At 72.2% G+C, this 24,724-nt stretch carries 23 protein-coding genes and 1 riboswitch; of the genes, 11 read left to right on the top strand and 12 right to left on the bottom strand.

What is annotated here, in order from left to right; genetic code table 11:
* Positions 1 to 148 precede the first annotated feature (148 nt).
* From ACFSL4_RS20155 to thrC, 6 genes are all read right to left on the bottom strand, one after another.
* Complete coding sequence (locus ACFSL4_RS20155) at positions 149 to 1,636, bottom strand: MFS transporter (protein WP_381084562.1); 1,488 nt, start codon at positions 1,634 to 1,636, stop codon at positions 149 to 151.
* Between the two features lie 255 nt (positions 1,637 to 1,891).
* The gene (locus tag ACFSL4_RS20150; RefSeq protein ID WP_381084560.1) at positions 1,892 to 3,055 is read right to left on the bottom strand and encodes an NADH:flavin oxidoreductase; all 1,164 of its coding nucleotides are present in this window, start codon (positions 3,053 to 3,055) and stop codon (positions 1,892 to 1,894) included.
* 161 nt (positions 3,056 to 3,216) lie between these two features.
* Positions 3,217 to 4,839 (bottom strand): chaperonin GroEL, encoded by a 1,623-nt coding sequence (groL, locus tag ACFSL4_RS20145; RefSeq protein WP_381084558.1) that lies wholly within the window; start codon positions 4,837 to 4,839, stop codon positions 3,217 to 3,219.
* Between the two features lie 462 nt (positions 4,840 to 5,301).
* Positions 5,302 to 5,505 (bottom strand): cold-shock protein, encoded by a 204-nt coding sequence (locus tag ACFSL4_RS20140; protein WP_003986833.1) that lies wholly within the window; start codon positions 5,503 to 5,505, stop codon positions 5,302 to 5,304.
* Positions 5,506 to 5,954: 449 nt separating this feature from the next.
* Positions 5,955 to 6,230 (bottom strand): MoaD/ThiS family protein, encoded by a 276-nt coding sequence (locus ACFSL4_RS20135; protein ID WP_381084555.1) that lies wholly within the window; start codon positions 6,228 to 6,230, stop codon positions 5,955 to 5,957.
* A 54-nt stretch (positions 6,231 to 6,284) separates the two neighbouring features.
* On the bottom strand, positions 6,285 to 7,565 hold the full coding sequence (thrC, locus tag ACFSL4_RS20130) for a threonine synthase (RefSeq protein WP_381084553.1): 1,281 nt from the start codon (positions 7,563 to 7,565) through the stop codon (positions 6,285 to 6,287).
* A gap of 18 nt (positions 7,566 to 7,583) precedes the next feature.
* A riboswitch (SAM riboswitch) is annotated at positions 7,584 to 7,726 on the bottom strand.
* A gap of 220 nt (positions 7,727 to 7,946) precedes the next feature.
* On the opposite strand from thrC, the gene ACFSL4_RS20125 reads away from it, so the two are divergent.
* Positions 7,947 to 8,918, top strand: a complete 972-nt coding sequence (locus tag ACFSL4_RS20125) for a glucosyl-3-phosphoglycerate synthase (RefSeq protein ID WP_381084551.1) — start codon at positions 7,947 to 7,949, stop codon at positions 8,916 to 8,918.
* Positions 8,919 to 9,042: 124 nt separating this feature from the next.
* Positions 9,043 to 10,485, top strand: a complete 1,443-nt coding sequence (locus ACFSL4_RS20120; protein ID WP_381084549.1) for an alpha,alpha-trehalose-phosphate synthase (UDP-forming) — start codon at positions 9,043 to 9,045, stop codon at positions 10,483 to 10,485.
* 132 nt (positions 10,486 to 10,617) lie between these two features.
* Here the strand turns inward: ACFSL4_RS20120 and otsB are convergent, their stop codons facing one another.
* Positions 10,618 to 11,475, bottom strand: a complete 858-nt coding sequence (gene otsB, locus ACFSL4_RS20115) for a trehalose-phosphatase (protein WP_381084547.1) — start codon at positions 11,473 to 11,475, stop codon at positions 10,618 to 10,620.
* 66 nt (positions 11,476 to 11,541) lie between these two features.
* Complete coding sequence (locus ACFSL4_RS20110; RefSeq protein WP_381084545.1) at positions 11,542 to 11,769, bottom strand: DUF3263 domain-containing protein; 228 nt, start codon at positions 11,767 to 11,769, stop codon at positions 11,542 to 11,544.
* Between the two features lie 129 nt (positions 11,770 to 11,898).
* On the opposite strand from ACFSL4_RS20110, the gene ACFSL4_RS20105 reads away from it, so the two are divergent.
* The 3 genes from ACFSL4_RS20105 to ACFSL4_RS20095 all read left to right on the top strand — a co-directional run bounded on the left by ACFSL4_RS20105 (position 11,899) and on the right by ACFSL4_RS20095 (position 15,156).
* Positions 11,899 to 12,909 (top strand): ROK family protein, encoded by a 1,011-nt coding sequence (locus ACFSL4_RS20105; RefSeq protein WP_381084543.1) that lies wholly within the window; start codon positions 11,899 to 11,901, stop codon positions 12,907 to 12,909.
* Complete coding sequence (gene nagA / locus ACFSL4_RS20100) at positions 12,909 to 14,051, top strand: N-acetylglucosamine-6-phosphate deacetylase (protein ID WP_381084541.1); 1,143 nt, start codon at positions 12,909 to 12,911, stop codon at positions 14,049 to 14,051. Before ACFSL4_RS20105 ends, nagA begins: the two co-directional genes overlap by 1 nt.
* Before the next feature lie 175 nt (positions 14,052 to 14,226).
* The gene (locus ACFSL4_RS20095) at positions 14,227 to 15,156 is read left to right on the top strand and encodes a 1-phosphofructokinase family hexose kinase (protein ID WP_381084539.1); all 930 of its coding nucleotides are present in this window, start codon (positions 14,227 to 14,229) and stop codon (positions 15,154 to 15,156) included.
* A gap of 19 nt (positions 15,157 to 15,175) precedes the next feature.
* Here the strand turns inward: ACFSL4_RS20095 and ACFSL4_RS20090 are convergent, their stop codons facing one another.
* Both ACFSL4_RS20090 and cdgB read right to left on the bottom strand, forming a co-directional pair.
* Positions 15,176 to 16,180, bottom strand: coding sequence for a carbohydrate-binding protein (locus ACFSL4_RS20090; protein ID WP_381084537.1), 1,005 nt, complete (start codon positions 16,178 to 16,180; stop codon positions 15,176 to 15,178).
* Between the two features lie 118 nt (positions 16,181 to 16,298).
* Entirely contained in the window at positions 16,299 to 17,972 is a 1,674-nt protein-coding gene (gene cdgB / locus ACFSL4_RS20085) for a diguanylate cyclase CdgB (protein ID WP_381084535.1), read from the bottom strand.
* 437 nt (positions 17,973 to 18,409) lie between these two features.
* Here cdgB and ACFSL4_RS20080 point away from each other — a divergent pair, with 437 nt between their 5' ends.
* On the top strand, positions 18,410 to 19,036 hold the full coding sequence (locus ACFSL4_RS20080) for a flavin reductase family protein (RefSeq protein WP_381084533.1): 627 nt from the start codon (positions 18,410 to 18,412) through the stop codon (positions 19,034 to 19,036).
* Between the two features lie 646 nt (positions 19,037 to 19,682).
* Here the strand turns inward: ACFSL4_RS20080 and arfB are convergent.
* Positions 19,683 to 20,111 (bottom strand): alternative ribosome rescue aminoacyl-tRNA hydrolase ArfB, encoded by a 429-nt coding sequence (gene arfB, locus ACFSL4_RS20075; RefSeq protein ID WP_381084531.1) that lies wholly within the window; start codon positions 20,109 to 20,111, stop codon positions 19,683 to 19,685.
* A gap of 197 nt (positions 20,112 to 20,308) precedes the next feature.
* Here arfB and ACFSL4_RS20070 point away from each other — a divergent pair, with 197 nt between their 5' ends.
* The 4 genes from ACFSL4_RS20070 (at position 20,309) to ACFSL4_RS20055 (ending at position 23,072) form a co-directional block, all read left to right on the top strand.
* On the top strand, positions 20,309 to 20,884 hold the full coding sequence (locus ACFSL4_RS20070; RefSeq protein ID WP_381084529.1) for a TerD family protein: 576 nt from the start codon (positions 20,309 to 20,311) through the stop codon (positions 20,882 to 20,884).
* 133 nt (positions 20,885 to 21,017) lie between these two features.
* Positions 21,018 to 21,566, top strand: coding sequence for a GNAT family N-acetyltransferase (locus tag ACFSL4_RS20065; RefSeq protein WP_381084527.1), 549 nt, complete (start codon positions 21,018 to 21,020; stop codon positions 21,564 to 21,566).
* A gap of 12 nt (positions 21,567 to 21,578) precedes the next feature.
* A complete protein-coding gene (locus ACFSL4_RS20060) occupies positions 21,579 to 22,076 on the top strand; it encodes a hypothetical protein (protein ID WP_381084525.1) in 498 nt (165 codons plus the stop codon).
* Between the two features lie 321 nt (positions 22,077 to 22,397).
* Positions 22,398 to 23,072, top strand: coding sequence for a pentapeptide repeat-containing protein (locus ACFSL4_RS20055; protein WP_381084523.1), 675 nt, complete (start codon positions 22,398 to 22,400; stop codon positions 23,070 to 23,072).
* Between the two features lie 58 nt (positions 23,073 to 23,130).
* Here ACFSL4_RS20055 and ACFSL4_RS20050 read toward each other — a convergent pair whose 3' ends face one another.
* Positions 23,131 to 23,937, bottom strand: coding sequence for a gamma-glutamyl-gamma-aminobutyrate hydrolase family protein (locus ACFSL4_RS20050; protein WP_381084521.1), 807 nt, complete (start codon positions 23,935 to 23,937; stop codon positions 23,131 to 23,133).
* Between ACFSL4_RS20050 and ACFSL4_RS20045 the strand changes: the two genes are divergently transcribed.
* Positions 23,924 to 24,379, top strand: coding sequence for a hypothetical protein (locus tag ACFSL4_RS20045; protein ID WP_381084519.1), 456 nt, complete (start codon positions 23,924 to 23,926; stop codon positions 24,377 to 24,379). The two genes, ACFSL4_RS20050 and ACFSL4_RS20045, sit on opposite strands and share 14 nt — an antisense overlap.
* The last annotated feature ends 345 nt before the right edge of the window (positions 24,380 to 24,724 follow it).

Raw genomic sequence — 24,724 nt, 5'->3', positions numbered from 1 at the left:
GCCCGGAAGTCACCCGCTCGTCGCGGGGACGCAACGCCTTCGACGCAACGCCTTCGACGCAACGGATACGACCGCTGATCAGTTCGTCTGCCCCGCCGGTCGGCTCCTGCGCCCCGCCAGCCCTCCCGCACCCGGCGGTACGGAGGTTCTACGCCCTGGCCCCGGACACCTCCGCGGCCTGCCCGCCGGGGCCGCCGGAGGCGGGTGCCGGCTCCGTGTCGGCCGGGCGGCGGCGCGGGATGAAGGCGGCGACGGCGAAGCCGAGGAGAGAGGCGACGACCCCGGTGATCAGGACGGTGCGGAAGGCGTCCTCGGAGGGCAGGGTGACGGGGCCGAGGGACATGGTCATATGGGCCAGGACGACACCGGCGACGGCGCTGGCGACGGACGTTCCGATGGACCGCATCAGGGTGTTGAGACTGTTGGCGGCGCCCGTCTCGGACGCAGGCACGGCGCCCATGATGAGCGCGGGCATGGAGCCGTAGGTGAAGCCGATGCCGGCGCCGATGACGCAGGAGACCAGCACGAAGTGCCACACCTGGTCCATGAGGGCGATGTTCAGGGCGTAGCCGGAGGCGACGATCAGGGCGCCGATCATCAGGGTCACCTTGGGGCCCCTGGCCCGTGACACGAGCGCGGACACCGGGGCCAGGGCCATCATCACCAGGCCGGACGGCGCCATGGCCAGGCCGGCGGTGAGCATCGACTTGCCCAGGCCGTAGCCGGTCTGCTCGGGCATCTGCAGGACCTGCGGGATGACCAGGGACATCGCGAACATGGCGAAGCCGATCGCCACCGAGGCGAGGTTGGTGACGAGCACCTGGCGGCGGGCGGTGGTGCGCAGGTCCACCAGGGGCTCGTTGACGCGCAGTTCGTAGAAGCCCCACGCCGAGAGGACCACGACGGCCGCCGCGAACAGGCCGAGGGTGGTGTCGCTTGCCCAGCCCCAGTCGGCGCCCTTGGAGATCGCCAGCAGCAGGCAGATCAGTCCGGCCGCCATGCCGACGGCGCCGGGCAGGTCGAAGCGCCCTCCGGTGCGCACCGAGGACTCGGGCACGAGGACGAGGACGAGGACGGCGGCCACTACGCCGAGTACGGCGGAGGTCCAGAACAGCACGTGCCAGTCGAAGGTGTCGGCGATGGCCGCGGCAGTGGGCAGGCCGAGGGCGCCGCCGACGCCGAGGGAGGCGCTGATCATCGCGGTGGCGGAGCCGAGCCGTTCGGCGGGCAGCTCGTCGCGCAGGATGGCGATGCCGAGCGGAATGACACCGGAGGACAGGCCCTGCAGCGCCCGTCCGACGATCATCGGGGTCAGGGAGTCGCTGAGGGCGGCCGTGACCGATCCAGCCACCAGCATGCACATGCTGAACAGGAGCATGCGGCGCTTGCCGTACATGTCACCGAGCCGGCCCATCACGGGGGTGGCGACGGCGGCGGCGAGCAGGGTCGCGGTGATGGCCCAGGCGGTGTCCGACGGCGCGGCGTGGAGCAGTTGCGGCAGCTCGGTGACAATCGGGATGACCAGGGTCTGCATCAGCGAGACGACGATTCCGGCGAAGGCCAGCACCGCCACCACGGTGTTCGGGCGCGGCGGGGCTTCCCCGGTCGTGGCGGGCGGGGAAGGGGCGTCGGACATGGCAGGGGTCCTCCGTCGGACAGCAGATGTACTTGACTCAAGCAACCTAATCGTATTGATTGACTTAAGCAAGCGAAAATCCGGCGGAATTCAGGGGCGCCCTCCCCACCCCGACAGGCCGACGCCCGCCGCCCCGCCGGGGGTGGCACCCTGCCCGCGGGTCCAGGCAGGGCGCCGCCCCGGCGATCGGCGATCAGGGATCAGGAATCGGGGATCGGGGATCGGGGATCGGGGATCAGGAATCGGGGCGAAGGTTCAGTTCAGCGTCTTCAGCGACGCCGCGTCGTACGGCTTCAGTTCGTCGAAGCGGCCCTCGAGGACCTTCTGGGCCCACTCGGGGTCCTGGAGCAGGGCGCGGCCGACGGCGACCATGTCGAACTCCCCCGCCTCCAGGCGGTCCAGCAGGCCGTCGATGCCCTTGAGCGGCGCGCCCTCGCCGCGGAACGCGTGCAGGAAGTCGCCGTCCAGGCCCACCGAGCCGACCGTGATGACCGGCTTGCCCGTGAGCTTCTTGGCCCAGCCCGCCAGGTTGAGATCGGAGCCGTCGAACTCCGGGAGCCAGTGGCGGCGCGTGGAGGCGTGGAAGACGTCCACTCCGGCTGCGGAGAGCGGGGTGAGGATCGCCTCCAGCTCCTCGGGGGTGTCGGCGATCCGGACGTCGTAGACCTCCTGCTTCCACTGCGAGAAGCGGAAGATCACCGGGAAGGACGGCGAGACCGCCGCGCGTACGGCCGCCACGATCTCGGTCGCGAACCTCGTACGGGCCACGACGTCGCCGCCGTACCCGTCCGTGCGGCGGTTCGTGCCCGCCCACAGGAACTGGTCGATCAGATAGCCGTGCGCGCCGTGCAGTTCCACGCCGTCGAAGCCGATCCGCTCCGCCGCGGCGGCCGCGTCGGCGAAGGCCGCGATCACGTCGTCCACGTCCTGCGGCGTCATGGCCCTGCCCGTGCCCTCGGTGCCGTCGAGACGGAGGCCGGACGGACCGACGGCCGGCGCGTCGGGGACGGGCGGGGCGCCGGCCTTGCGTGTCATGCCGACATGCCACAGCTGCGGCACGATCGTGCCGCCGGCGGTGTGCACGGCCTCGGCGACCTTCGCCCAGCCGGCCAGTTGCTCCTCGCCGTGGAACCGCGGGACGCGGTCGCTCTGACCGGCCGACCCGTGGTTCACGTAGGTGCCCTCGGTGACGATCAGGCCCACGCCGGCGGCCGCGCGGCGCGCGTAGTACGCGGCCACGTCCTCGCCCGGAACGCCGCCCGGCGAGAACTGACGGGTCATGGGCGCCATCACGATGCGGTTGGGGACGGTCAGGCCGTTGAGCGCGATGGGCTGCGAGAGGATCTCGGCCGCGCGGGACGGGGAGGCGGAGACGGACACGGGAAGCTCCTTGCCGAGGTGCGGATGCGCCGGGCGCATGCATACGCATGCTCATGCGCTCCAACCGCTCCGCGGACCACGGCATTCCGTATCAGTGCCGCACTTCGGTGTGATCCCGGATACGGCCGAGGGCGGCACCCCCTGTTTCCGGGGAGTGCCGCCCTCGGTGGAACGGACCGGGTCCGAGCCTGGTTTCAGGCTCAGAAGTCCATGTCACCGCCCGGCATGCCGCCGCCGGCGGGCGCGGCGGCCTTCTCCGGCTTGTCGGCGATGACGGCCTCGGTGGTGAGGAACAGCGCAGCGATGGAGGCGGCGTTCTGCAGCGCGGAACGGGTCACCTTCGCCGGGTCGATGATGCCTTCCTTGACCAGGTCGACGTACTCGCCGGTCGCGGCGTTCAGGCCGTGGCCCGGGGTCAGGTTGCGCACCTTCTCCACCACGACGCCGCCCTCCAGGCCGGCGTTGACGGCGATCTGCTTCAGCGGGGCCTCGAGCGCCAGCTTGACGGCGGCGGCACCGGTGGCCTCGTCGCCCTCCAGCTCCAGCTTCTCGAAGACCTGGGAGGCCTGCAGCAGGGCCACGCCACCACCGGCGACGATGCCCTCCTCGACGGCCGCCTTCGCGTTGCGGACGGCGTCCTCGATGCGGTGCTTGCGCTCCTTGAGCTCCACCTCGGTGGCGGCACCGGCCTTGATGACGGCCACGCCGCCGGCCAGCTTCGCCAGGCGCTCCTGCAGCTTCTCGCGGTCGTAGTCGGAGTCGCTGTTCTCGATCTCGGCGCGGATCTGGTTCACGCGGCCCGCGACCTGCTCGGCCGAGCCGGCGCCGTCGACGATGGTGGTCTCGTCCTTGGTGATGACGACCTTGCGGGCGCGGCCCAGGAGGTCCAGGGTCGCGTTCTCCAGCTTGAGGCCGACCTCCTCGGAGATGACCTCGCCGCCCGTGAGGATGGCGATGTCGCCGAGCATGGCCTTGCGGCGGTCGCCGAAGCCCGGGGCCTTGACGGCGACGGACTTGAAGGTGCCGCGGATCTTGTTGACGACCAGGGTCGACAGGGCCTCGCCCTCGACGTCCTCGGCGATGATCAGCAGCGGCTTGCCCGACTGCATGACCTTCTCCAGGAGCGGGAGCAGGTCCTTGACCGCGGAGATCTTGGAGTTGGCGATCAGGATGTACGGGTCGTCGAGGACGGCCTCCATACGCTCCATGTCGGTGGCGAAGTACGCCGAGATGTAGCCCTTGTCGAAGCGCATACCCTCGGTGAGCTCCAGCTCCAGACCGAAGGTCTGCGACTCCTCGACGGTGATGACGCCTTCCTTGCCGACCTTGTCCATGGCCTCGGCGATCAGCTCGCCGATCTGGGTGTCGGCGGCGGAGATGGAGGCCGTGGAGGCGATCTGCTCCTTGGTCTCGACGTCCTTCGCCTGCTCCAGCAGTGCGGCGGAGACGGCCTCGACGGCCTTCTCGATACCGCGCTTGAGGGCCATCGGGTTGGCGCCGGCGGCCACGTTGCGCAGGCCCTCGCGGACCAGCGCCTGGGCGAGCACCGTCGCGGTGGTCGTACCGTCACCGGCGACGTCGTCCGTCTTCTTGGCGACTTCCTTGACCAGCTCGGCGCCGATCTTCTCGTACGGGTCCTCGAGCTCGATCTCCTTGGCGATGGAGACACCGTCGTTGGTGATCGTGGGGGCGCCCCACTTCTTCTCGAGGACGACGTTGCGGCCCTTGGGGCCGAGGGTCACCTTGACGGCGTCCGCGAGCTGGTTCATGCCGCGCTCGAGGCCGCGCCGCGCCTCCTCGTCGAACGCGATGATCTTGGCCATGTGAAGTGGTCCTCCCAGGACTGGGGGTGATTACTTCGGACCGCGCCCGCGCCCGCGACGGACGGCCCCGGCCGGTGGTTCCTTGCCCCATCCGGTCCGTGGCCTCACCGACCCGGTCCTTCATTGTCACTCTCACCTTCAGAGTGCTAACGCCAATGATTAGCACTCGACCCCCCCGAGTGCAAGGCGCGCCCGCGAAGCAGGCTCGATGAGAGGTGGCGGCCGGGAGACCGGTGGGCGCAAGGCACGCCCGCGAAGCAGGCTCGTCGGGGGGTGGTGGCGGGGCGTCAGGGCGCAGGCGTCAGGCCCGTCCCGTGAGGGGACGGGTCAGGTGGTGGCACGAGCGGCAAAGGCTCGCGCGATTCCGGATGGCATTCGGGGCCACCTGGACCGAGGGGCCCGTATCCCGGGTGGGATACGGGCCCCTCGACACGTCGATCAGTTCAGTCGTCGGCGCGTACTTCAGCCGGCCACGCGGACCATGTCGGCCTGCGGACCCTTCTGCCCCTGCGAGATCTCGAACTCGACCCGCTGGCCCTCTTCCAGGGTGCGGTAGCCGTCCATCTGGATGGCGCTGTAGTGGACGAATACATCCGCACCACCGTCGACCGCGATGAAGCCGTACCCCTTCTCCGCGTTGAACCACTTGACGGTGCCCTGAGCCATGCCTAACTCCCCTATTACTGGCCCTTGCACAGATCCACACTTCGCGGATCCGGGTCAGACCTCACCCCCCAACGGTTGGGGGCGTGCGCCGGAACGCGTCGACCGCGGCTGAATGTATCTGTCCAACTGCCGTCTGCAACAGGTCAATCGGACGAGAATTCCGGGCATGGCCGGTCGGGAATGTACGAAGAATTCGCCCGACTTCAGGGCAAGTCGGGCCCGGCAAAAGGAGCGAATGGCGCAAAAGCGCTGCACACTTTGGCTACTTCTTGCCGGATGCACGGCAGGAACTCATGGGCCCCGGTGGGGAAACCGGGAGCGTGTTCCCCAACTGTACCCTGCTCAACCATGGAGAATTGCCCCCTCCGTTTCTCCCGCGGAGAGGGCAATTCGATGAACTCTCGGCGTTCACCCTTACCGAGGGTAACGAACACTCCGCCGAGTGACCGTCAGCCGCCCGCGACCGCCGGGATGATGGAGACGCCCGCACCGTCCGGCGTCGCCGTCTCCAGGCCCTGCTCGAAGCGGACGTCGTCGTCGTTCACGTACACGTTGACGAAGCGGCGCAGCTTGCCCTGGTCGTCCAGGACACGGGCCGCGATGCCGGTGTGGTTCTTCTCCAGGTCGGCGATGACCTCGGCGAGGTTCGCGCCCTCGGCGGGCACCTCGGCCCGGCCGCCGGTGTAGGTGCGCAGGATGGTGGGGATGCGGACGGTGACGCTCATGGGGTTCGACCTCCGGTCGGAGTACGGCTGGCAGGGGATGGGGCGGGCAGGAGGTCAGGCGAGGCCGGCCTCGCGGAACGAGTCGAGGGTGGGGCGGATGGTCGCGGTCAGACCCGTGCCGGCCACCGCGTCGAGGGTCTTGAGGCCGTCACCCGTGTTGAGGACGACCGTGGACTTCGCCGGGTCGAGGACGCCGTTCTCGACGAGCTTGCGCGTGACGCCGACGGTCACGCCGCCGGCGGTCTCCGCGAAGATGCCCTCGGTGCGGGCGAGCAGCTTGATCGCGTCGACGATCTGCTCGTCGTTCACGTCCTCCACCGCGCCGCCCGTGCGGCGCGCGATGTCGAGGACGTACGGGCCGTCCGCCGGGTTGCCGATCGCCAGCGACTTGGCGATGGTGTCCGGCTTCTGCGGCCGGACGACGTCGTGGCCCGACTTGAAGGCGACCGACACCGGCGAGCAGCCCTCGGCCTGCGCGCCGAAGATCTTGTACGGCCGGTCCTCGACGAGCCCGAGCCTGATCAGCTCCTGCAGGCCCTTGTCGATCTTCGTGAGCTGCGAGCCGGAGGCGATCGGGACCACGATCTGGTCCGGCAGCCGCCAGCCCAGCTGCTCGGCGATCTCGTACGCCAGGGTCTTCGACCCCTCCGCGTAGTACGGCCGGAGGTTGACGTTGACGAAGCCCCAGCCCTCTCCGGCCGGGTCGCCGATCAGCTCGGAGCAGAAGCGGTTCACGTCGTCGTAGTTGCCCTCGATGCCGACGAGGTCGCCGCCGTACACCGCGGCCATGACGATCTTGCCCTGCTCCAGGTCGTGCGGGATGAAGACGCAGGAACGCAGTCCGGCACGGGCCGCCGCGGCGCCGACCGCGCCCGCGAGGTTGCCGGTGGAGGAGCAGGAGAGGGTGGTGAAGCCGAAGACCCGCGCCGCCTCCAGCGCCTGGGCGACCACCCGGTCCTTGAAGGAGTGCGTCGGGTTGCCGGAGTCGTCCTTCACATAGAGCCCACCGGTCACGCCCAGCTCGCGCGCCAGGTTGTCGGCCTTGACCAGCTTGGTCCAGCCCGGGTTGAGGTTCGGCTTCTCGGCGACGTCCGCCGGAACCGGCAGCAGCGGCGCGTAGCGCCAGATGTTCGCGGGGCCCGCCTCGATCCGCTTCCGCAGCTCCTCGGTGTCATAGTCCGAGAAGTCGTAGGCGATCTCCAGCGGGCCGAAACACTCCTCGCAGGCGAAGACCGGGCCGAGCGGCACGCGGTGGCCGCACTCACGGCAGGACAGGGCCGCGGCGGGACCGAGATTCACGGAGTTCGTGGTGTTTGCAACTGTCTGCGCAGCCATGTGAGGCGAGGCCCTTTCTCCTCATCTTCCTCACGACGCATCTCGCCGTGAGACGGATTTGGCACCTTCCCTAGCCGGGAGCCTCGCTGTGATGACGAGTGCCGGCTGGAGGGTTGCCGGGGCTTCATCGGGCCGTGTCCCTCTGCCCCTCTGGATGAGCTGTATGCGGTTGTTTCACTGGTATCGGCAGCGGCGGCCCCGACATGCGATGGTCACCGGCGTTGTTCAAGACTGTAACCGAAGGCCAGCAGAGTTGAGATAGTCGTCCGAACCGCGAGACGGATCACACCCCGAGACCCATTCGGAGATCCGCTGATCGCCTTTGACGACCGCTGTCCATCGAACGTACCGTCGTCCGCCGAACGTGAGGAGCCGCAGACTGTGCTGGAAGAAGTCGAGCGCTGGCTGAGCACCCGCTCCTGGTCCGTGACCGACCGTCCGCTCCACCAGATCCTGGCCGCGAAACGCGCCTCGGGCTCCACGGTCAGTGTGGTGCTGCCCGCACTCAACGAGGAGGAGACGGTCGGTGAGATCGTCTCCGTCATCCGCCACGACCTCATGCAGCAGGCTCCGCTCGTCGACGAGATCGTCGTCGTCGACTCCGGCTCCACGGACCGCACCTCCGAGGTCGCCGCGGCGGCCGGGGCGAGGGTGGTGCACCGCGACGCCATCCTGCCGCGTATCCCGGCGGTGCCCGGCAAGGGGGAGGTGCTGTGGCGCTCCCTCCTCGTGACCGGCGGGGACATCGTCTGCTTCATCGACGCGGACCTGAAGGAGTTCTCGTCGGACTTCGTCTCCGGGATCGTGGGCCCGCTGCTCACCGAGCCGGGCGTGGACCTCGTGAAGGCGATGTACGACCGGCCGCTGACGCTGGCCGGCGAGGGCCCCTCCGGCACGGCCGCCGCGGGCCAGGGCGGGCGCGTCACGGAGCTGATGGCGCGCCCGCTGCTGAACATGCACTGGCCGCAGCTGGCCGGTTTCGTCCAGCCGCTCGGCGGCGAGTACGCGGCCCGCCGCTCACTGCTGGAGCGACTCCCGTTCCCGGTCGGCTACGGGGTGGAGCTGGGCATGCTGGTCGACGCCCTGCACCTGGTGGGCCTGGACGCGCTGGCCCAGGTCGACGTGGGCGTGCGCATCCACCGCCACCAGGACGGCCAGGCGCTGGGCCGCATGGCCGCCGCGATCTACCGCACCGCGCAGCTGCGGCTGGCCCGCGGCCATCTGATCCGCCCCTCCCTCACCCAGTTCGAGCGGGGCGCGGACGGCTTCGAGCCGCGTACGTACCGCGTGGACACGGAGGAGCGGCCGCCGATGGCCGAGGTCGAGGAGTACGCGGAGCGCAGGGCCGCCTGACCACGTCCCTTCGGGGGCGCGGGCCGGCGCCGCGGCCCGGCGCCGGTTTCGGCCGTTGTATACGGTTCCGCATACGGCCGAGCCGTACGTTTGAGCGTTTTCGGGTCGGGCTAGGTTTCGAGGCATGGCTTCCACGCATGTGGCTTCGCATCACGCTCGTGTCCTCGTCGCGTCCAACCGCGGCCCGGTCTCCTACGCGCTGGACGAGACCGGAACGCTCACGGCCCGGCGCGGCGGGGGCGGGCTGGTGTCGGGCCTGTCGGCGATCGGCCCGGAGGCGGACGCGGTGTGGGTGTGCGCGGCGCTGAACGACGGGGACCGCGAGGCCGTACGCCGCACGGGTGGCGCACTCGATCCGTCGGACACGGGCGGGCAGCGGGTGCGGATGCTCGACATCGCCCCGCAGGTGCACGCGGACGCTTACAACGGCGTCGCGAACTCAGTGCTGTGGTTCGTGCACCACATGCTGTACCAGACCCCGCTGGAACCGGTCTTCGACGCGGACTTCCGGCGGCGCTGGGCGTCGTACGAAGCGTACAACCGCGCGTTCGCCGAGGCGCTGGCCCAGGAGGCGGCCCAGGAGGCGGCGGTCCTCATCCAGGACTACCACCTCAGCCTGGCCCCCCGGATGCTGCGCGAACTGCGTCCCGACCTCAGGATCGGCCACTTCTCGCACACGCCGTGGGCGCCGCCGGACTACTTCCGGCTGCTGCCCGACGACATCGCGGCGCAGGTCCTCGGCGGGATCCTGGGCGCGGACCGGGCGGCGTTCCTCACCCGGCGGTGGGCGGACGCGTTCACGGACTGCTGCCACGCGGTCCTCGGCCCCGGCATCCCCTCGGGCACCCGCATCGGCGTCCACGGGCTGGGCGCGGACGGGGACTTCCTGCGCAGGCGGGCGCACGAGCCGGACGTGGACGACCGGATGCGCACGCTGCGGGAGCAGATCGGCACGGCGCCCGACGGCAGCGCCCGCAAGGCGATCGTGCGGGTGGACCGCACGGAGCTGTCGAAGAACATCGTGCGGGGGCTGCTGGCCTACGAGGAGCTGCTCCAGTCGCGTCCCGAGTGGCGCGAGCGGGTCGTCCACGTCGCCTTCGCCTACCCCTCCCGCCAGGACCTGGCCGTCTACCGGGAGTACACGGCGGAGGTCCAGCGGGTCGCCCAGGAGATCAACTCGCGTTACGGGACGCCCGGCTGGACCCCGGTGGAACTGCATGTGAAGGACGACTTCGCGCGCTCGCTGGCCGCGTACCGGCTGGCGGACGTGGCCCTGGTGAACCCGATCCGGGACGGCATGAACCTGGTCGCCAAGGAGGTCCCGGTGGTCTCCGACGAGGGTTGTGCGCTGGTGCTGTCGCGGGAGGCGGGTGCGTACGAGGAGCTGGCCGAGGACGCGGTGACGGTGAACCCGTACGACATCCGGGGCACGGCGGTGGCGCTGCACGAGGCCCTGTCGATGCCGGCGGACGAGCGCGCCGAGCGGACGAAGCGGCTGGCCGCGCAGGCCACGGCGCTCCCCCCGGCCCGGTGGTTCCTGGACCAGCTGGCCGCGCTGGACGAGTGAGAGGGGCCGCTTCCGTCCACCTGGTGGACCGCAGCGGTCCCGCCCCCGGACGGGGGCCGGGCCGCTGCGGCCCACCGGGGCGCTCGGCTCGTGGAACAGGGTCCGTAGCTCGTGACCGGGGCCCTTGGCTCGTCACCGGGGCGCTTCGGCCAGTCGGTGGGCCAGGGACCTCAGGAGCCGTACGACTCCCGCCGGGCCGTCGACCACCAGGTCCGCGCGTGTGGCCAGTTCCGTGACCTCGTCACTGCCGCTGCAGACCAGCAGGCCGTGGACGCCGTCGGAGCGGAGTTTGTCGACGGCGGCGAAGGCGGGGAGGTCCCCGAGGTCGTCACCCGCGTACAGGACGGCCTCGGCGCCCGTCGCGCGGGCCCACTCCAGCAGCGCCTTGCCCTTGTCCATGCCCGGCGGGCGCAGCTCCAGGACGAGCCGTCCCGGTTCCACGACCAGGCCGTGGCGGGTGGCGAGGTCGGCGAGGGGTTCGCGCAGGGCCTCGAAGGCTGCCTGCGGGTCCTCGGCGCGGCGGGTGTGGACGGCGACGGCGAACCCCTTCTCCTCGACATGCGCGCCGCTCCCGGCGCCGGAGCCGGCGAGGACGCCGGGGAGTTCGGCGCGCACCGCGGCGATACCCGGGTGCGGGGCGGGGGCGGTGACGGTGCCGGTGCGGGCGTCCCAGCGTTCGGCGCCGTAGTGGCCGAGGACGACGAGGCGTTCGAGCCCGGGAACCCCGGCGAAACCGCCGTAGCGGACGGCGACATCGGCGGGGCGGCCGGTGACGATCGCGACGGAGGCGACCCGGGGGGCGACGGCGGCGAGGGCGGGGACCGCGTCGGGGTGGGCGCGGGCCTGGTCGGGGTCGGGGACGATCGGGGCGAGCGTCCCGTCGAAGTCGAAGGCGAGGACGGCCCGGCCGGGCCGGGCGAGGATGGCGTCGAGACCGTCACGTCCGGCCGGTGTGGTGGGGATCGGCAAGGAGTCCGTGTGGCTGCCCATGACACGACCCTATCCGCGGGGGGCCGGGCTCACGCATGGCCCGGGGCGCGCCCCGGTCGCGGTCCGTCAGCGCTCGGCGCGGCGGGAGTCACGGACGCGGCGGAGGCGGTTGACGGTGACCGGGTCGTGGGCGAGGGCACGGGGGTCGTCGAGGAGGGCGTTGAGCAGCTGGTAGTAGCGGATCGGGGCGAGTCCCAGCTGCTCGCGCACTGCACGCTCCTTGGCGCCCGCCCCGGGGAAGCTGCGCCCCTCCAGGGCGAGGATGGCCTTTTCGCGGGCGGTGAGGTCGTCCATGGGGGAACGGTATCCGGCGCCTCGGCCGGCCGACGAGTCCGCGGTGTCGGCCTCGAACGGCACCGGTAGCAGACCCCACCCCGCGAGTGGACTAGACCTCTTCAGGGTTCAGGCGCCACACTGTCCTTCGTGAGACATGTCATCGCCCTCGACGTGGGCGGCACCGGGATGAAGGCCGCCCTGGTCGGGGCCGGGGACACGGCGCCGTCCGGGCCTTTTGGCAGCGGCTCGGATCAGCGGCCGCCACGGCAGGCACCCGGCCTGCCCGTGCTGCACCGGGCGCGCCGGGCGACCGGGCGCGAGCGCGGGCCCGACGCCGTGGTGGAGTCGATCCTCTCCTTCGCCGCCGAGCTGCGGGCCCACGGCGAGCAGCATCTCGGCGAACCCGCGTCCGCGGTCGGCGTCGCCGTCCCCGGCATCGTCGACGCCGACCGCGGCATCGCCCGCTACTCGGCCAACCTCGGCTGGCGCGACGTGCCCCTGCGCGACCTGCTCGGCCGCCGGCTCGGCGGCGTTCCCGTCGCGCTCGGGCACGATGTGCGCACCGGCGGGCTCGCCGAGGGCCGGATCGGCGCGGGCAGGGGAGCGGACCGTTTCCTGTTCGTGCCCCTCGGTACCGGCATCGCGGGCGCCATCGGCGTGGGCGGCCGGGTGGAGGCCGGCGCCCACGGCTTCGCAGGGGAGATCGGCCATATTGTCGTACGGCCCAACGGGACCCCCTGCCCGTGCGGCCAGCGCGGCTGCCTGGAGCGTTACGCGTCAGCCGCCGCTGTCAGCGAGGCGTGGGCCCAGGCATGCGGGGACCCGGGGGCGGACGCCGCGGCCTGCGCGAAGGCCGTCGCGTCCGGTGACCCGAACGCCGTCCGTGTCTGGCGGGAGGCCGTGGACGCGCTCGCCGACGGGCTGGTCACCGCGATCACCCTGCTGGACCCCGGCACGCTCATCATCGGCGGCGGGCTGGCCGAGGCGGGGGAAGTCCTGTTCGCACCGCTGCGGGACGCCGTCCGGCGGCGGGTCACCTTCCAGCAGCTCCCCTCGATCGTCCCCGCGGCGCTGGGGGACTCCGCCGGATGCCTGGGCGCTGGGCTCCTCGCCTGGGATCTCCTACACACCACTGACCGTTCGGAGGTAACCGCCTGATGGCCCCTAGCAAGGTTCTCGCCGGTGCCCGGGTGGTACTTCCCACCGGGACCGCGACCGACGGCCGCGTCATCGTCGACGGCACGCGGATCGCGGGCACGGCCCCGCGGGACGCGGAGATCATCGACGTACGCGGGCACTGGCTGGTCCCCGGCTTCGTCGACATGCACAACCACGGGGGCGGCGGCGCCTCCTTCCACGGCACAGCCGAGGAGGTCCTGACGGCCGTCCGCACCCACCGGCTGCACGGCACCACCACCCTCGTCGCCTCGACCGTCACCGCCGACCTGGACTTCCTCTCCCGGCAGGCCGGGCTGCTGTCGGAGCTCGCCGAGCAGGGTGACATCGCCGGCGTCCACTTCGAGGGACCGTTCATCTCGCCCTGCCGCAAGGGCGCGCACTCCGAGGCGCTGCTGCGCGACCCGGACCCGGCGGAGGTCCGCAAGCTGATCGACGCCGCACGCGGCCGGGCGAAGATGGTCACCCTCGCCACCGAACTGCCCGGCGGCATCGAGTCCGTGCGGCTGCTCGCCGAGCACGGCGTGATCGCGGCGATCGGGCACACGGACGCGACGTACGAGCAGACCGCGGCGGCGATCGATGCGGGCGCCACCGTCGCGACCCATCTCTTCAACGCGATGCCGCAGCTCGGCCACCGCGCGCCGGGCCCCGTCGCCGCGCTTCTGGAGGACGAGCGGATCACGGTCGAGCTGATCGACGACGGCACCCATCTGCACCCGGCCTCCCTCCGGCTGGCGTTCCGTCACGCGGGCGCGGGGCGGGTGGCGTTCATCACGGACGCGATGGACGCGGCCGGCTTCGGCGACGGGCGGTATGTGCTCGGCCCGCTGGAGGTGGAGGTCAGCGAGGGGGTGGCGCGGCTGGTGGAGGGCGGATCCATCGCGGGATCGACGCTCACCCTGGACCGCGCGTTCCAGCGGGCGGTCACGGTCGACGGGCTGCCGGTGGAGGACGTCGTCGCGGCCATCTCGGCCAACCCGGCCAGGCTGCTGGGCCTCTACGACCGCGTGGGCTCCCTGGAGCCCGGCAAGGACGCCGACCTGGTGCTGCTGGACGCCGGTTTCCGCCTCAAGGGCGTGATGCGCCGCGGCGCCTGGGTGGTCGATCCCCAACTGGGATGATTCATCCACTTGTTGGCGTACGGCGGTCGACCCGGGGGCTGGGCCGACCGCCACCTCATTTGACATGATCGAGCCGCCGCACACACCGTCGGCCGAAGCATTCCGGGACGGGGCGTACGCGACCGGCGCAGGTCGCACGGAAGGCGCCGCGACGACTTCGAGGGAGGCCCTCCAGGTGATCCTGACGGTCACACTGAACACCGCTCTCGACATCACCTACCACGTACGCGCACTGCGGCCGCACACCTCGCACCGGGTGACCGATGTGACCGAACGGCCCGGCGGCAAGGGCCTGAACGTGGCCCGGGTGCTCGCCGCCCTCGGCCACGCGGTGACCGCCGCGGGCTTCGCGGGCGGTGCGACGGGCCGCTCCCTGCGGGACCAGCTCGCCGGCACGCCCGGCGTCCGGGACGCGCTCGTCACGGTCGGCGGCGCCACCCGGCGCACCATCGCGGTGGTCGACGAGACGACGGGTGACACCACCCAGCTCAACGAGCCGGGTCCGGCGATCGCTCCCGCCGAGTGGTCGGCGTTCCTCGCGAAGTACGAGGACCTGGTGCGCTCCGCCTCCGCGGTGGCCCTGTGCGGCAGCCTGCCGCCGGGGGTGCCGGTGGGCGCGTACGCCCAGCTGGTGCGGACCGCTCGGGCCGCGGGCGTACCCGTCCTGCTGGACACGAGCGGCGAGCCGCTGCGCCGCGGGGTGGCCGCGCGCCCTGACATCGTCAAGCCGAACACCGACGAGCTGGCCGAACTCACCGGCTCCCACGAGCCGTTGCAGGCCACCCGGGACGCCCGCCGGCGCGGGGCGCACACGGTGGTCGCGTCGCTGGGCGCGGAGGGCCTGCTCGCCGTGGACGCGGAAGGCCGCTGGCGGGCCGTCCCGCCGCGCCGGGTCCAGGGCAATCCGACGGGCGCGGGCGACTCGGCGGTCGCGGGTCTGCTGTCGGGCCTGGTGGAGCGGCTGCCGTGGCCGGGGCGTCTGGCCCGGGCGGTCGCCCTGTCCGCGGCGACCGTCCTGGCGCCCGTGGCGGGAGAGTTCGACCGCCGGACCTATGAGGAGCTGGTGGACCAGGTGACAGTGACCGGCGGGGCGACGGCCGCGTAGCCACGCGGGCCCCGGTCCTTCAGTTGCTCCAGCCCTTCGTCAGCCAGAACTGGTCGAGGTAGGCGTTGCACTGGTTCCCCTGCTCGCAGGAGACCCTGATGGTGTTGGTGCCCTTGTTGAGCTGGATGTAGTTGTACGTCTTCGTCCAGCCCTTCTCCCAGGCGCCCTGGGGCGCCTGCGCCCAGTTCTTCAGGGACATGGGGGTGGTCTGGGGCGTGCCGTTGACCGTGAGGGTGGCCGTGGCGTCGACGCCGGGCACGCCATAGCCGGTGTGCAGCGTGTACTTGCCGGTCGAGGGCACGTCCACGCTCCAGTTCACGGCTGCCCCGACGTTGTTGAAGCCCGCGATGTAGACACCGCCGTCGGCCTTGGCGCCCTTGACGTCGGAGGCGGTGGTGGCGGTGCCCTCCAGGCGCAGCGCCTTCGCGTCGATGGTCGGAAGCTTGGTGTCGTCCGTCGACTGCTGGGTGGAGGAGCCGCTCGGGGACGTGCTCTGGCCGGTCGAGGGGCTGGAGCCCGCCTGGCTGCCGGACTTCCCGTCGTTCCCGTCGTCTCCCAGCATGGCGATGCCGATGCCGATCACGACCGCGGCGACCACCGCGATCGCGCCGATCAGCAGGCCCTTGGTGTTGGGGCCCCGGCCTCGCCCGCCGCCCCCGCCGACCGGCGCCTGCCAGGGTGGGGGTGCCCCCTGTCCGAGTGAGGCCGAGGACCTGGGGGAGGGCGCGCCGCCCGGCACGGTCTCGGGGGCGGCGTAGTGCGCATTGGGCTGCCCGTAGGCGCCCTGGCCGTGTGCCCCCTGCTGCGGCACCTGGCCGTAGGCGGCCGTCTGGGCCTGCGGCTGCGGCTGCGGCTGCGGCTGGCCGTACTGGCGTTCACCGACGGCGCGCACTCTGTTGACGGAGCCCGGGTAGCCGTAGCCGCCGGCGGGCGGCTGGGCGCCGTTGGCCTGACCGTCGGCGTAGAGGTAGCCGAACGGGTCGTCGTCCTCGGGCGTGCTCGCGCCGTTGTTGCCGGGCGTCATCCCTAGGTACTCCTCAGCAGGGTGCGGGTCATATGTGTACGTGGCTGAGTCGCGAGCCTACCTGCTTCCGGCGGCCCGGACGGGTGTTCTTCCCATCACCCTTGCGCTGACCTGGGGCTTACCCGGCGCGCCGATGCTGTTTGGGACGAGACCGTTTCTCTACGTACATCCGCTCGTCAGCCGATTTCAACACTTCGTCCGCCGTCATGCCGCAGTGGGCCCAGCCGATGCCGAAGCTGGCGCCGACCCGCATGGCGCGGCCGTCGACCCGGATCGGCTGGATGATCTCGTTGCGCAGGCGCACCGCGAGGTCCTGGGCGTCGGCCTTGCCGAGCCCGTCGGCGAGCACGACGAACTCGTCACCGCCGAGCCGGGCGACGGTGTCCCCGTCGCGCACGCCGCGGGTGAGCCGCCGGGCGACCTCGATGAGGACGGCGTCGCCCGCGTTGTGCCCGAACCGGTCGTTGATCGACTTGAAGCCGTCGAGGTCGCAGAAGAGCACCGCGAGCCCCTTGGTGCCGTCGTCGATGCCGCTCTCGGGCGCGACCGTGTGCACATGGTGGTCGAAGGCGTCGTACGGTCCCGGCCCGGCGTGGAAGTCGAAGGCGTGCCCGGCGCCGAACACCGCCGGATGGCCCGCCGCGTGCCCGTTGTAGGCGGCGTCGAGGGAGTCGGCGGCGCCCGGCGGCAGGGAGTGGGGGCGCTGGCAGAGGCGGGCGGACAGCCGGGAGCGCAGTTCGGCGGAGTTGGGCAGTCCGGTGAGCGAGTCGTGGGAGGCCCGGTGGGCGAGCTGCAGCTCGCGGCGCTTGCGCTCCTCGATGTCCTCGACGTGGGTGAGCAGGAAGCGGGGTCCGTCGGCCGCGTCGGCGACCACGGAGTTGCGCAGGGACACCCAGACGTACGTGCCGTCCCGGCGCCCGAGCCTCAGCTCCGCCCGCCCGCCCTCGGCGGAGGTCCGCAGCAGTGTGCCGATGTCCTCGGGGTGGACGAGATCGGAGAACGAGTAGCGGCGCATGGCGGAGGCCGGTCGGCCCAGCAGGCGGCACAGCGCGTCGTTGGTCCGCAGGATGCGCCCGTGCTGGTCGCCGCCCATCTCGGCGATGGCCATGCCGGAGGGGGCGTACTCGAAGGCCTGCCGGAAGGACTCCTCGCTGGCGCGCAGGGCCTGCTGCTCCCGCTCCAGCCGGACGAGCGCCCGCTGCATGTTGGCCCTCAGCCGGGCGTTGCTGATGGCGATGGCGGCCTGGAAGGCGTACATCTGCAGGGCCTCGCGCCCCCACGCGCCGGGCCGCCGTCCGTTGCGCGGGCGGTCCACGGAGATGACCCCGATCAGCTCGCCGCCGGCGCCGCCCTGCACGGCGGGCGTGTACATGGGGGCGAAGAGGCGGTCGGAGGGGTGCCACTCGTCCTCGAAGCGGGGCTCGGGGCCGTCGGTGTACCACTGCGGCACATCGTCGTCGTCGAGGACCCAGCCCTCGGTGTGGGGTATGAACCGCAGGTCGCCCCACGCCTCGCCCATGGTGAGCCGGCGCTCCCAGGCGGTGCGGGAGCCGACCCGGCCGGTGATCAGCGCCTCGGCGGCGGAGTTTCCGGCGAACGCGGCGACGACGAGGTCGCCGTCCGGGCGTACGAGGTTGACGGCGGCCAGCTCGTACCCGAGGCCGTTGACGATGCCGTCCGCGACGGTCTGCAGCGTGTCAGCCAGGCTGCGTGCGGTGTTCATGTCCGCCATCACCTGATGCAGCTGCCGCAGAGTCGTGAGGCGGACATACGGCTCCGACTCGGTCTCCATTCGCCCTCCCCTCGAGGTCTCGCAGCAACTCCAGGGACGCGTCGCCGTACTACGGTTTCCGCCGGTTTTCCTCGGTACGCTACGGGCGCACTCCGGAGACAGCGTCGTGCAGCGTCCCCGCCACTGAATCACAGCGCGCTGCCCACTAGGTACACAGGGTCAACAAAATACGGCCCCTGTGACTCAAGTCACAGCGAAACATGAACAATTGAGTAGGGATTCCGCGTTTCCCCGGTGCCTTTACCGAAGGCAATTAGGAAGTTGTGCAGACGCCGTGATCATACGCGCCAAGTAACGGGCGGATGAACCGAGTTGGTTTCCACGGACCCTACCGCGAGGCCCGGACCGGCACGCCGCGGGGTCCGCCGCTGGTCCTAGGTCACGGTTCGGACCCGGGGCCGATGTGGACGCCCGCGGGCGCCCACTAGCGTTCTGGCGTGCTCAAGACTCCCCCTGCCCCGTCCGTGCCCGCCACCCCTCCCGCCTCCGGGCATGCTGAGGGGGTGAGCAACGACGAGTTCCGCGCCGCCATGTCCCGGCTGGCCGCCGGTGTGGTCCTGGTGACCGCGCACGAGCCGGCCCTGGACCAGGAAGGCCCGCCCGTCACCCGCCACCGCCCTGGCGGAGGCGCTTCGCGCCGCGACATCACTCAAGGTGAGGACGTCGGCATGACGGCGACCGCCTTCTTGTCGGTGTCCCTGGACCCGCCCCTGGTCCTGGTCAGCCTGCGCGAGGGCGCCCGCATGGACGACCTGCTCGCCGAGCAGCCCCTGTGGGCCGTATCCGTGCTCGCGGAGAGCCAGCGGCACATCGCGGGCCGCTTCGCCATGAGGGGCCGCGTCAGCGACCGGCTCCTGTTCGAGGACATCCCCTACGTCCACGGCGAAGTCAGCGGCGCCCCCCTGGTCCGCGGCGCCCTGGCCACCCTGGAGTGCCGCACGGAACAACGTGTGCCCGCCGGCGACCACACCCTGGTCATCGGCCGCGTCCTGACGGCCCACCTGCCCAGCGCCGACGGCGGCCCCCTGCTGTACTTCCGGGGCCGCTACCGCCACCTGGGCTGAGCGCCGGCCCCGCGCGCCCCGGGGGGCGCGGGGCCGTCCCACCCATGCGGCTCCGGAGCACGGGCGCAGACGGAGTCGACGCGCTGCTCGTCGTGCCGGAGACGCCGCCCCCGCGGAGCGGCTCGCGTTCGCGCCGCACGACTGTTCGCGGTGCCGTTCGAGGGGGTCGCGGCCGTCCCGGTCCGCACGCCGGCCGCGGACCGCGGGCCCTGCCCGGCGCCGGGTCCAGGGCCGTCCGCCCGCGCCCGGTGCGGACCTCGCGGTCCTCGGCCCGGACGTGGTGGCCACGGCGAGCGAGCCCAGCATGCGGTGGCGACGGCGCGCAGACGGACGCGGTGGCTCTCCAACCGCTCGGCGAGGAATTCGGTTTCCGCGCGCGGCCCGCGCCGCCGCCGCAGCCTTTCGCCGTTCCCTTTGCCCCGCGGCGTTTCCCCCGTCGCGGGGCCCCTCGTATCCCCCGGTATCCCCGTCGTATCCCCCGTCGTATGCCGCGCCGTATGCCGCGCCGTATCCGCGGTCTTATGCCGCGCCGTTCCCTGCCGGGAATTCGCTCTCGCCCGTCCGCGCATCTCATCGGCGCCGTCCGTCAGGGGCTGACGGACGGCGCCGAAGAGATGTGACGGGAGAACTCACGGGCCCGCGCCGGCTAGTGCCAGTCGCGCCCCGAGCGCCCCCGCTTGGTCTCCGAGCGCTGCTTCTTCTCCCTCAGCCGGCGCTCATTGATCCCGCGGGGGATGCGGGTCGCCCTGCGGGGCTTGGGCGGCGGCGCCGTCGCTTCGGCGAGCAGGGAGGCGAGGCGCACTGCGGCGGCCTCGCGGTTGCGCCATTGCGAACGGTGCTCGGAGGCGCGGACGGTGACGACGCCGTCGACGAGCCTGCCGGCGAGCCGCTGCAGGGCCCGCTCCTTCCACACCGGTGGAAGTGCCTGCGTCCTGGCCAGGTCGAAGCGCAACTCGACCTGGGTGTCACTGGTGTTGACGTGCTGCCCGCCGGGCCCCGACGACCGCGAGAAACGCCACATGAGCTCGGCCTCGGGGAGCGAGACGGAGCCGCGGACGAGGTAGGGACCGGACATGCCTCCATGGTCGCGCGCTGTCCGGTTCACGTCACCCCGTTTTCGGGTGGCCCCAGGCCATTTGGGTAAAGAAAGTAAAGAGATCCGGAACCGCGGGGACCCCCCTCGACGTTGGTAGGGGTAGCTGTAGCTTCGTGCCCGCACGAAGCCCGTAAGTACCGCACCGCGCACGCGGACGAGGGAAGGGACTCCCAACAATGGCTGTAAGCCTGTCCAAGGGCGGCAACGTCTCGCTCACCAAGGAGGCGCCGGGCCTGACCGCCGTCACCGTGGGCCTCGGCTGGGACGTCCGCACCACCACCGGCACGGACTTCGACCTCGACGCGTCCGCGATCGCGGTCACCGCCCAGGGCAAGGTCTACTCGGACCAGCACTTCGTCTTCTTCAACAACAAGCAGACCCCGGACAACACGATCGTCCACACCGGTGACAACCGCACGGGCGAGGGCGCGGGCGACGACGAGGCGATCAACGTCAACCTGGCCGGCCTCCCGGCCGACATCGACAAGGTCGTCTTCCCCGTCTCCATCTATGACGCCGAGTCCCGCTCGCAGAACTTCGGCCAGGTGCGCAACGCGTACATCCGCATCGTCAACCAGGCCGGCGGCCAGGAGATCGCGCGCTACGACCTGTCGGAGGACGCCGCCACGGAGACGGCCATGATCTTCGGCGAGCTGTACCGCAACGGCGCGGAGTGGAAGTTCCGTGCCGTCGGCCAGGGTTACGCCTCGGGCCTGGCCGGCATCGCCCAGGACTTCGGCGTCGGCGTCTGAGCGCCCGGCGACGCCCGCACGTCCGTACGGCAGCGGGTCCGTGCGTCGTGACACCCCCGGCAGCGGTGCGCATGGCCGGGGGTGTCCGCGTATTCCCGGGCCGCGGAGCCCGTCCCACGCTACGTTGCCCCCTGTGATCCTCCACCCCCTCCCCCGCGTTCCCGGCCTCACCGTCCCGGCCCCGCTGCTGGCCGAGCTCACTTCCCTCCACGCCTCCAACCGCGACTACCACTTTCTCAGCGGCGACTTCCCGGCCCCGGACGGCATCCGGCCCGAGCAGGTGGCGGACGCGCTGGCCGAAGAGACTGCGAACCCGGACGTCGAGGTGCTGCCGGCCCGCAGCGACGGGAAGCTCGTCGGGGTCGCCATCACCCTCGCCCGCCATCCCGACCCGGCCGACCCGGACCCGTGGATCGGGCTGCTGATGGTGGACGCGGGCGTGCAGGGGCAGGGCCACGGCCGCCGGCTGGCGTCACTCGTCGAGGACCGCCTGCGTGCCGCCGGCCACACCGCCGTACGCCTCGCCGTCCTCGACGGCAACCCGGGCGGCCTCGCCTTCTGGACCGCGCTCGGTTACTCGGCCCTCGGACGGCGCAAGGACCTCCAGCGGGGGCGGCCCTGCACGGTGCTGCGCAAAGTGCTGGCAAAGCGGCCCGCGAGCGGGGGGCCGGCGGGGGCGTGACACCATCGCCCCGTGCTCGACATCGGCTACGCCCTCTCCCTCCGCTTCCCCGACCCCCCGCAGACCGACTACCGCCGCGCGGACGTCCACGCCCTGCGGCACGACCTGTTCTGCGGTGACGTCTATCTGGCCGACACCGAGGCGGACCGGGAGCTGTCCACAGCCTGGGGATGGGTGCCGGTGCTCGACTTCGCGTGGGCGCTGTGCGACATCGTCGAGCGACTCGACCGCGACCCCCTCGGCAGCCGCGCCGCCCGCCCGCTCCACGCCGAACTGGACTTCACCGAGTCCACCGACCGCCTGCTCTTCGAGCGCCGCTTCGGCTGGGTGGAGATCGCGGCGCAGTGGCTGCCGGCCGAACCGCCGCTGATCTTCTCGCACTCCGAACTGCGCCGCGAGGCACGCGACTTCCTGCACGATCTGATCGCCGACCTCACGGACCTCCACGAGGACCTCGCGGAGAACCCCGCGATCTGGACCCTCCAGGCCCGCTTCCCCCGCGTCGGCTGACCGGCTGCGCACGGCCTGGTCACCACGCTCCGCCGGCGGCGGGGTCCGGCGTCGCCGGGTGCGGCATCACGGCTCCGGCACCACCTTCCCACGGTGCGCCGGCTCTCCAGGGCCCGGTGGGCCGCGGCCGCCTCCGCCGGCGGGAAGCGCTGGACGGCCGGCGTGAGGCGGCCGGCCGCGGCCTCGGCGAGGGCGCGCAGCGGACGTGGTCAGGGGGCCGCCCTTCGACCTCCGGCAAGGTTGAGGTCAAGGCCGCACGACGGAGTCGGAGGGGATCGGGCGGATCGGGCCGCTGTCAGTGGCGGGGTGCAGCATGGGGGCATGGTGCGCGGAAGACAGGTAGTGAAGCAGGCGCGGCGGCCGGAGGTACGGCTGCCGGAGCTGGTCGCTTTCGAGGACGGGGGGCTGGTGCCCGACGGGGACTACGACGGGCTGGAGTTCCGGAACGTGGACTTCGCCGGGCAGGACGGCGGGGGCGCCCGGTTCATGGACTGCGCGCTGACGGGCTGTGCGCTGGACGAGACCCGGCTGCACCGCGCCCGGATGCTGGACTCGGTCCTCACGGGCATACGGGGCGTGGGCACGGACCTGGCCGAGGCGACCCTGCGCGATGTGGACCTGGTGGACGCCCGGCTCGGCGGGGTGCGGCTGCACGGGGCCGTGCTGGAAAGGGTGCTGGTGCGCGGCGGCAAGATCGACTATCTGAATCTGCGCGGGGCGCGCCTCACCGACGTCGTCTTCGAGGGCTGTGTCCTGGTCGAGCCGGACTTCGGGGGCGCCCGGCTGGAGCGGGTCGAGTTCACGGACTGCGTCCTGAAGGGGGCCGACCTCACGGGGGCGGCCCTGCGGGACGTGGACCTGCGCCGCGCGGCGGAGCTGGACCTGGCCCGCGGTGTGGACCGCCTGTCCGGCGCGGTGGTCAGCCACGCCCAGCTCCTGGACCTGGCGCCCGTACTGGCGGCGGAGCTGGGGCTGCGGGTGGCGGAGGCCGACTGACGCGATGGGCGGTGCGGTCCCGGGCCGCCCGGCGGCGACGGGCATCGGCCCCCGGACGTCAACGCGGCCCGGTGCAGGCGGTGACGAAGCCGGAGAACAGCCGACGGCGGTGGACGGCGCAGCCGTCGGGGTCCTCGGGGTGCCACTGGACGCCGACCACCCACCGTGCGGGATGCTCCACCGCCTCGACCACCCCGTCGTCGGCGCGTGCCGCGACGACCAGACCGTCGCCGACCCGGTCGACGGCCTGGTGGTGGCCGGAGCGCACGGTCGGCCGGAGCTCCCCGGCGAGGTCCGCCACCTGGGTGCCGGGGGTGATGGTCACCTTCTCGTCGAGGAACATCGGCTGCCCCGGGCCTCCGTGGTGCAGCCGGTGGTCCGCCAGGTCCGGTATCAGGGTGCCGCCGTGGGCGATGTCGATCAGCTGGCTGCCGCGGCAGACGCCCAGCACCGGCCGGGCCGCGGCACACGCCAGCAGGGCGGTCAGGGTGGCCGCGGCCCGCTTGGCGGTGTCGCCCGGAACGGACCAGTGCTCCACGCGGCGGGGTGTGGTGTCGAAGAGCGGGTTGGGGAAGCGGGCGACGTCGCCCACCGCGACCAGGCAGTGGGTTCCGGCGGCCAGCAGCGCGTTGCCGCAGAGGACCCCGTCGCTGAGGTCCAGGCCGGGATTGCCGCGCAGCCACTCGGTGTTGGGCACGGAGCCCACGGCCTCGACGACGGCGTCGGCGCCGAGGGTGGTCCCGTCGTCGAGGTCGACGCCGCGGACGTGGTCCCGGCCGAGGACCGCGGCCACCGACCGGCCGGTGCGGAAGGTGATCCCGGCCGCCTTGTGCCCGCTGCTCGCCGCGGTCGTGCCCACCGTCATCGTGATCGGCTCCAAGGCGTCCACCGACGCCCTCACCAAGGTGATCAGCTTCGCCGCCGTCGGCGTCCACATCGGCTTCCAGATGGTGGTGCTCGCCGCGCTGCGCGCCCGGCTCAAGGGCTGGCAGCCCAGCGGGAAGTACCGGCTCGGCCGCTGGGGACTGCCGGTGAACGTCGCGGCACTGGTGTACGGGGTGATCGCCATCGTCAACATGTGCTGGCCGCGCACCCCGGGCACCCCGTGGTACGACAACTGGATCGTGCCGCCGTCCGCCGTGGTCGTCGTCGGCACCGGCCTGGTCTGCATGGCGGTGCACCGTTCCTACGGGCGCAGCGACGCACCGTACGACGACGCGATCCCCCAAGACGCGCCCGTCCCCACCGCCGCGGTACCCGGGGCGGACGCCGGCCCCGGCACGGACCGCACGCCGGTCGACGCCTGAGCACACGGCGGGACCCGGCGCAAAAAGCGCCGCCGGCCGCCCGGCAACCGGCAGGACGCCGGCCGGCGGGACCACGAACGGGTCCCGTCGGCCGGCGTCGTCGCCCGGGGCGGACGCCACCGTCGGGGCGGGCGGGGCCCTGGGTCCGCAGGACGCGGGGGCGCAAGTGCCCTGCGGGACCCGCAAGCGCCGTAGAGCCCGGGCCCGTGCGGGGCTTGCGTCATGGGACTGCCCGCGCCGCGGCACCGGATCGACGAGGGCCGAACCGGCGTGCGAGGCGGCCGGCGGGGCGGTGGCTGCTTCCCGCCGTGGCGGGTGGCGTGCGGCGGCGGCCGGAAGAACCCT

The organism is Streptomyces caeni, from assembly GCF_042678285.1.
GTDB classification, from domain to species: Bacteria; Actinomycetota; Actinomycetes; order Streptomycetales; family Streptomycetaceae; genus Streptomyces; species Streptomyces caeni.
Note: the sequence above shows the minus strand (reverse complement) of the source record. Positions and strands in the feature narration are given on the sequence as shown.

Bases quoted from the DNA above. Each gene is read 5' to 3' on its own strand.
- ACFSL4_RS20110 (WP_381084545.1), bottom strand. From the start codon at position 11,769: ATGGACGACCTCACCGCCCGCGAAAAGGCCATCCTCGCCCTGGAGGGG.
- ACFSL4_RS20120 (WP_381084549.1), top strand. From the start codon at position 9,043: ATGGCTTCCACGCATGTGGCTTCGCATCACGCTCGTGTCCTCGTCGCG.
- groL (WP_381084558.1), bottom strand. From the start codon at position 4,839: ATGGCCAAGATCATCGCGTTCGACGAGGAGGCGCGGCGCGGCCTCGAG.
- arfB (WP_381084531.1), bottom strand. From the start codon at position 20,111: ATGTCCGGTCCCTACCTCGTCCGCGGCTCCGTCTCGCTCCCCGAGGCC.
- ACFSL4_RS20050 (WP_381084521.1), bottom strand. From the start codon at position 23,937: ATGACGGTGGGCACGACCGCGGCGAGCAGCGGGCACAAGGCGGCCGGG.
- ACFSL4_RS20070 (WP_381084529.1), top strand. From the start codon at position 20,309: ATGGCTGTAAGCCTGTCCAAGGGCGGCAACGTCTCGCTCACCAAGGAG.
- otsB (WP_381084547.1), bottom strand. From the start codon at position 11,475: ATGGGCAGCCACACGGACTCCTTGCCGATCCCCACCACACCGGCCGGA.
- ACFSL4_RS20150 (WP_381084560.1), bottom strand. From the start codon at position 3,055: ATGCGCCCGGCGCATCCGCACCTCGGCAAGGAGCTTCCCGTGTCCGTC.
- ACFSL4_RS20135 (WP_381084555.1), bottom strand. From the start codon at position 6,230: ATGAGCGTCACCGTCCGCATCCCCACCATCCTGCGCACCTACACCGGC.
- cdgB (WP_381084535.1), bottom strand. From the start codon at position 17,972: ATGGAGACCGAGTCGGAGCCGTATGTCCGCCTCACGACTCTGCGGCAG.
- ACFSL4_RS20140 (WP_003986833.1), bottom strand. From the start codon at position 5,505: ATGGCTCAGGGCACCGTCAAGTGGTTCAACGCGGAGAAGGGGTACGGC.
- ACFSL4_RS20090 (WP_381084537.1), bottom strand. From the start codon at position 16,180: ATGACGCCCGGCAACAACGGCGCGAGCACGCCCGAGGACGACGACCCG.
- ACFSL4_RS20155 (WP_381084562.1), bottom strand. From the start codon at position 1,636: ATGTCCGACGCCCCTTCCCCGCCCGCCACGACCGGGGAAGCCCCGCCG.
- ACFSL4_RS20055 (WP_381084523.1), top strand. From the start codon at position 22,398: ATGGTGCGCGGAAGACAGGTAGTGAAGCAGGCGCGGCGGCCGGAGGTA.
- thrC (WP_381084553.1), bottom strand. From the start codon at position 7,565: ATGGCTGCGCAGACAGTTGCAAACACCACGAACTCCGTGAATCTCGGT.
- nagA (WP_381084541.1), top strand. From the start codon at position 12,909: ATGGCCCCTAGCAAGGTTCTCGCCGGTGCCCGGGTGGTACTTCCCACC.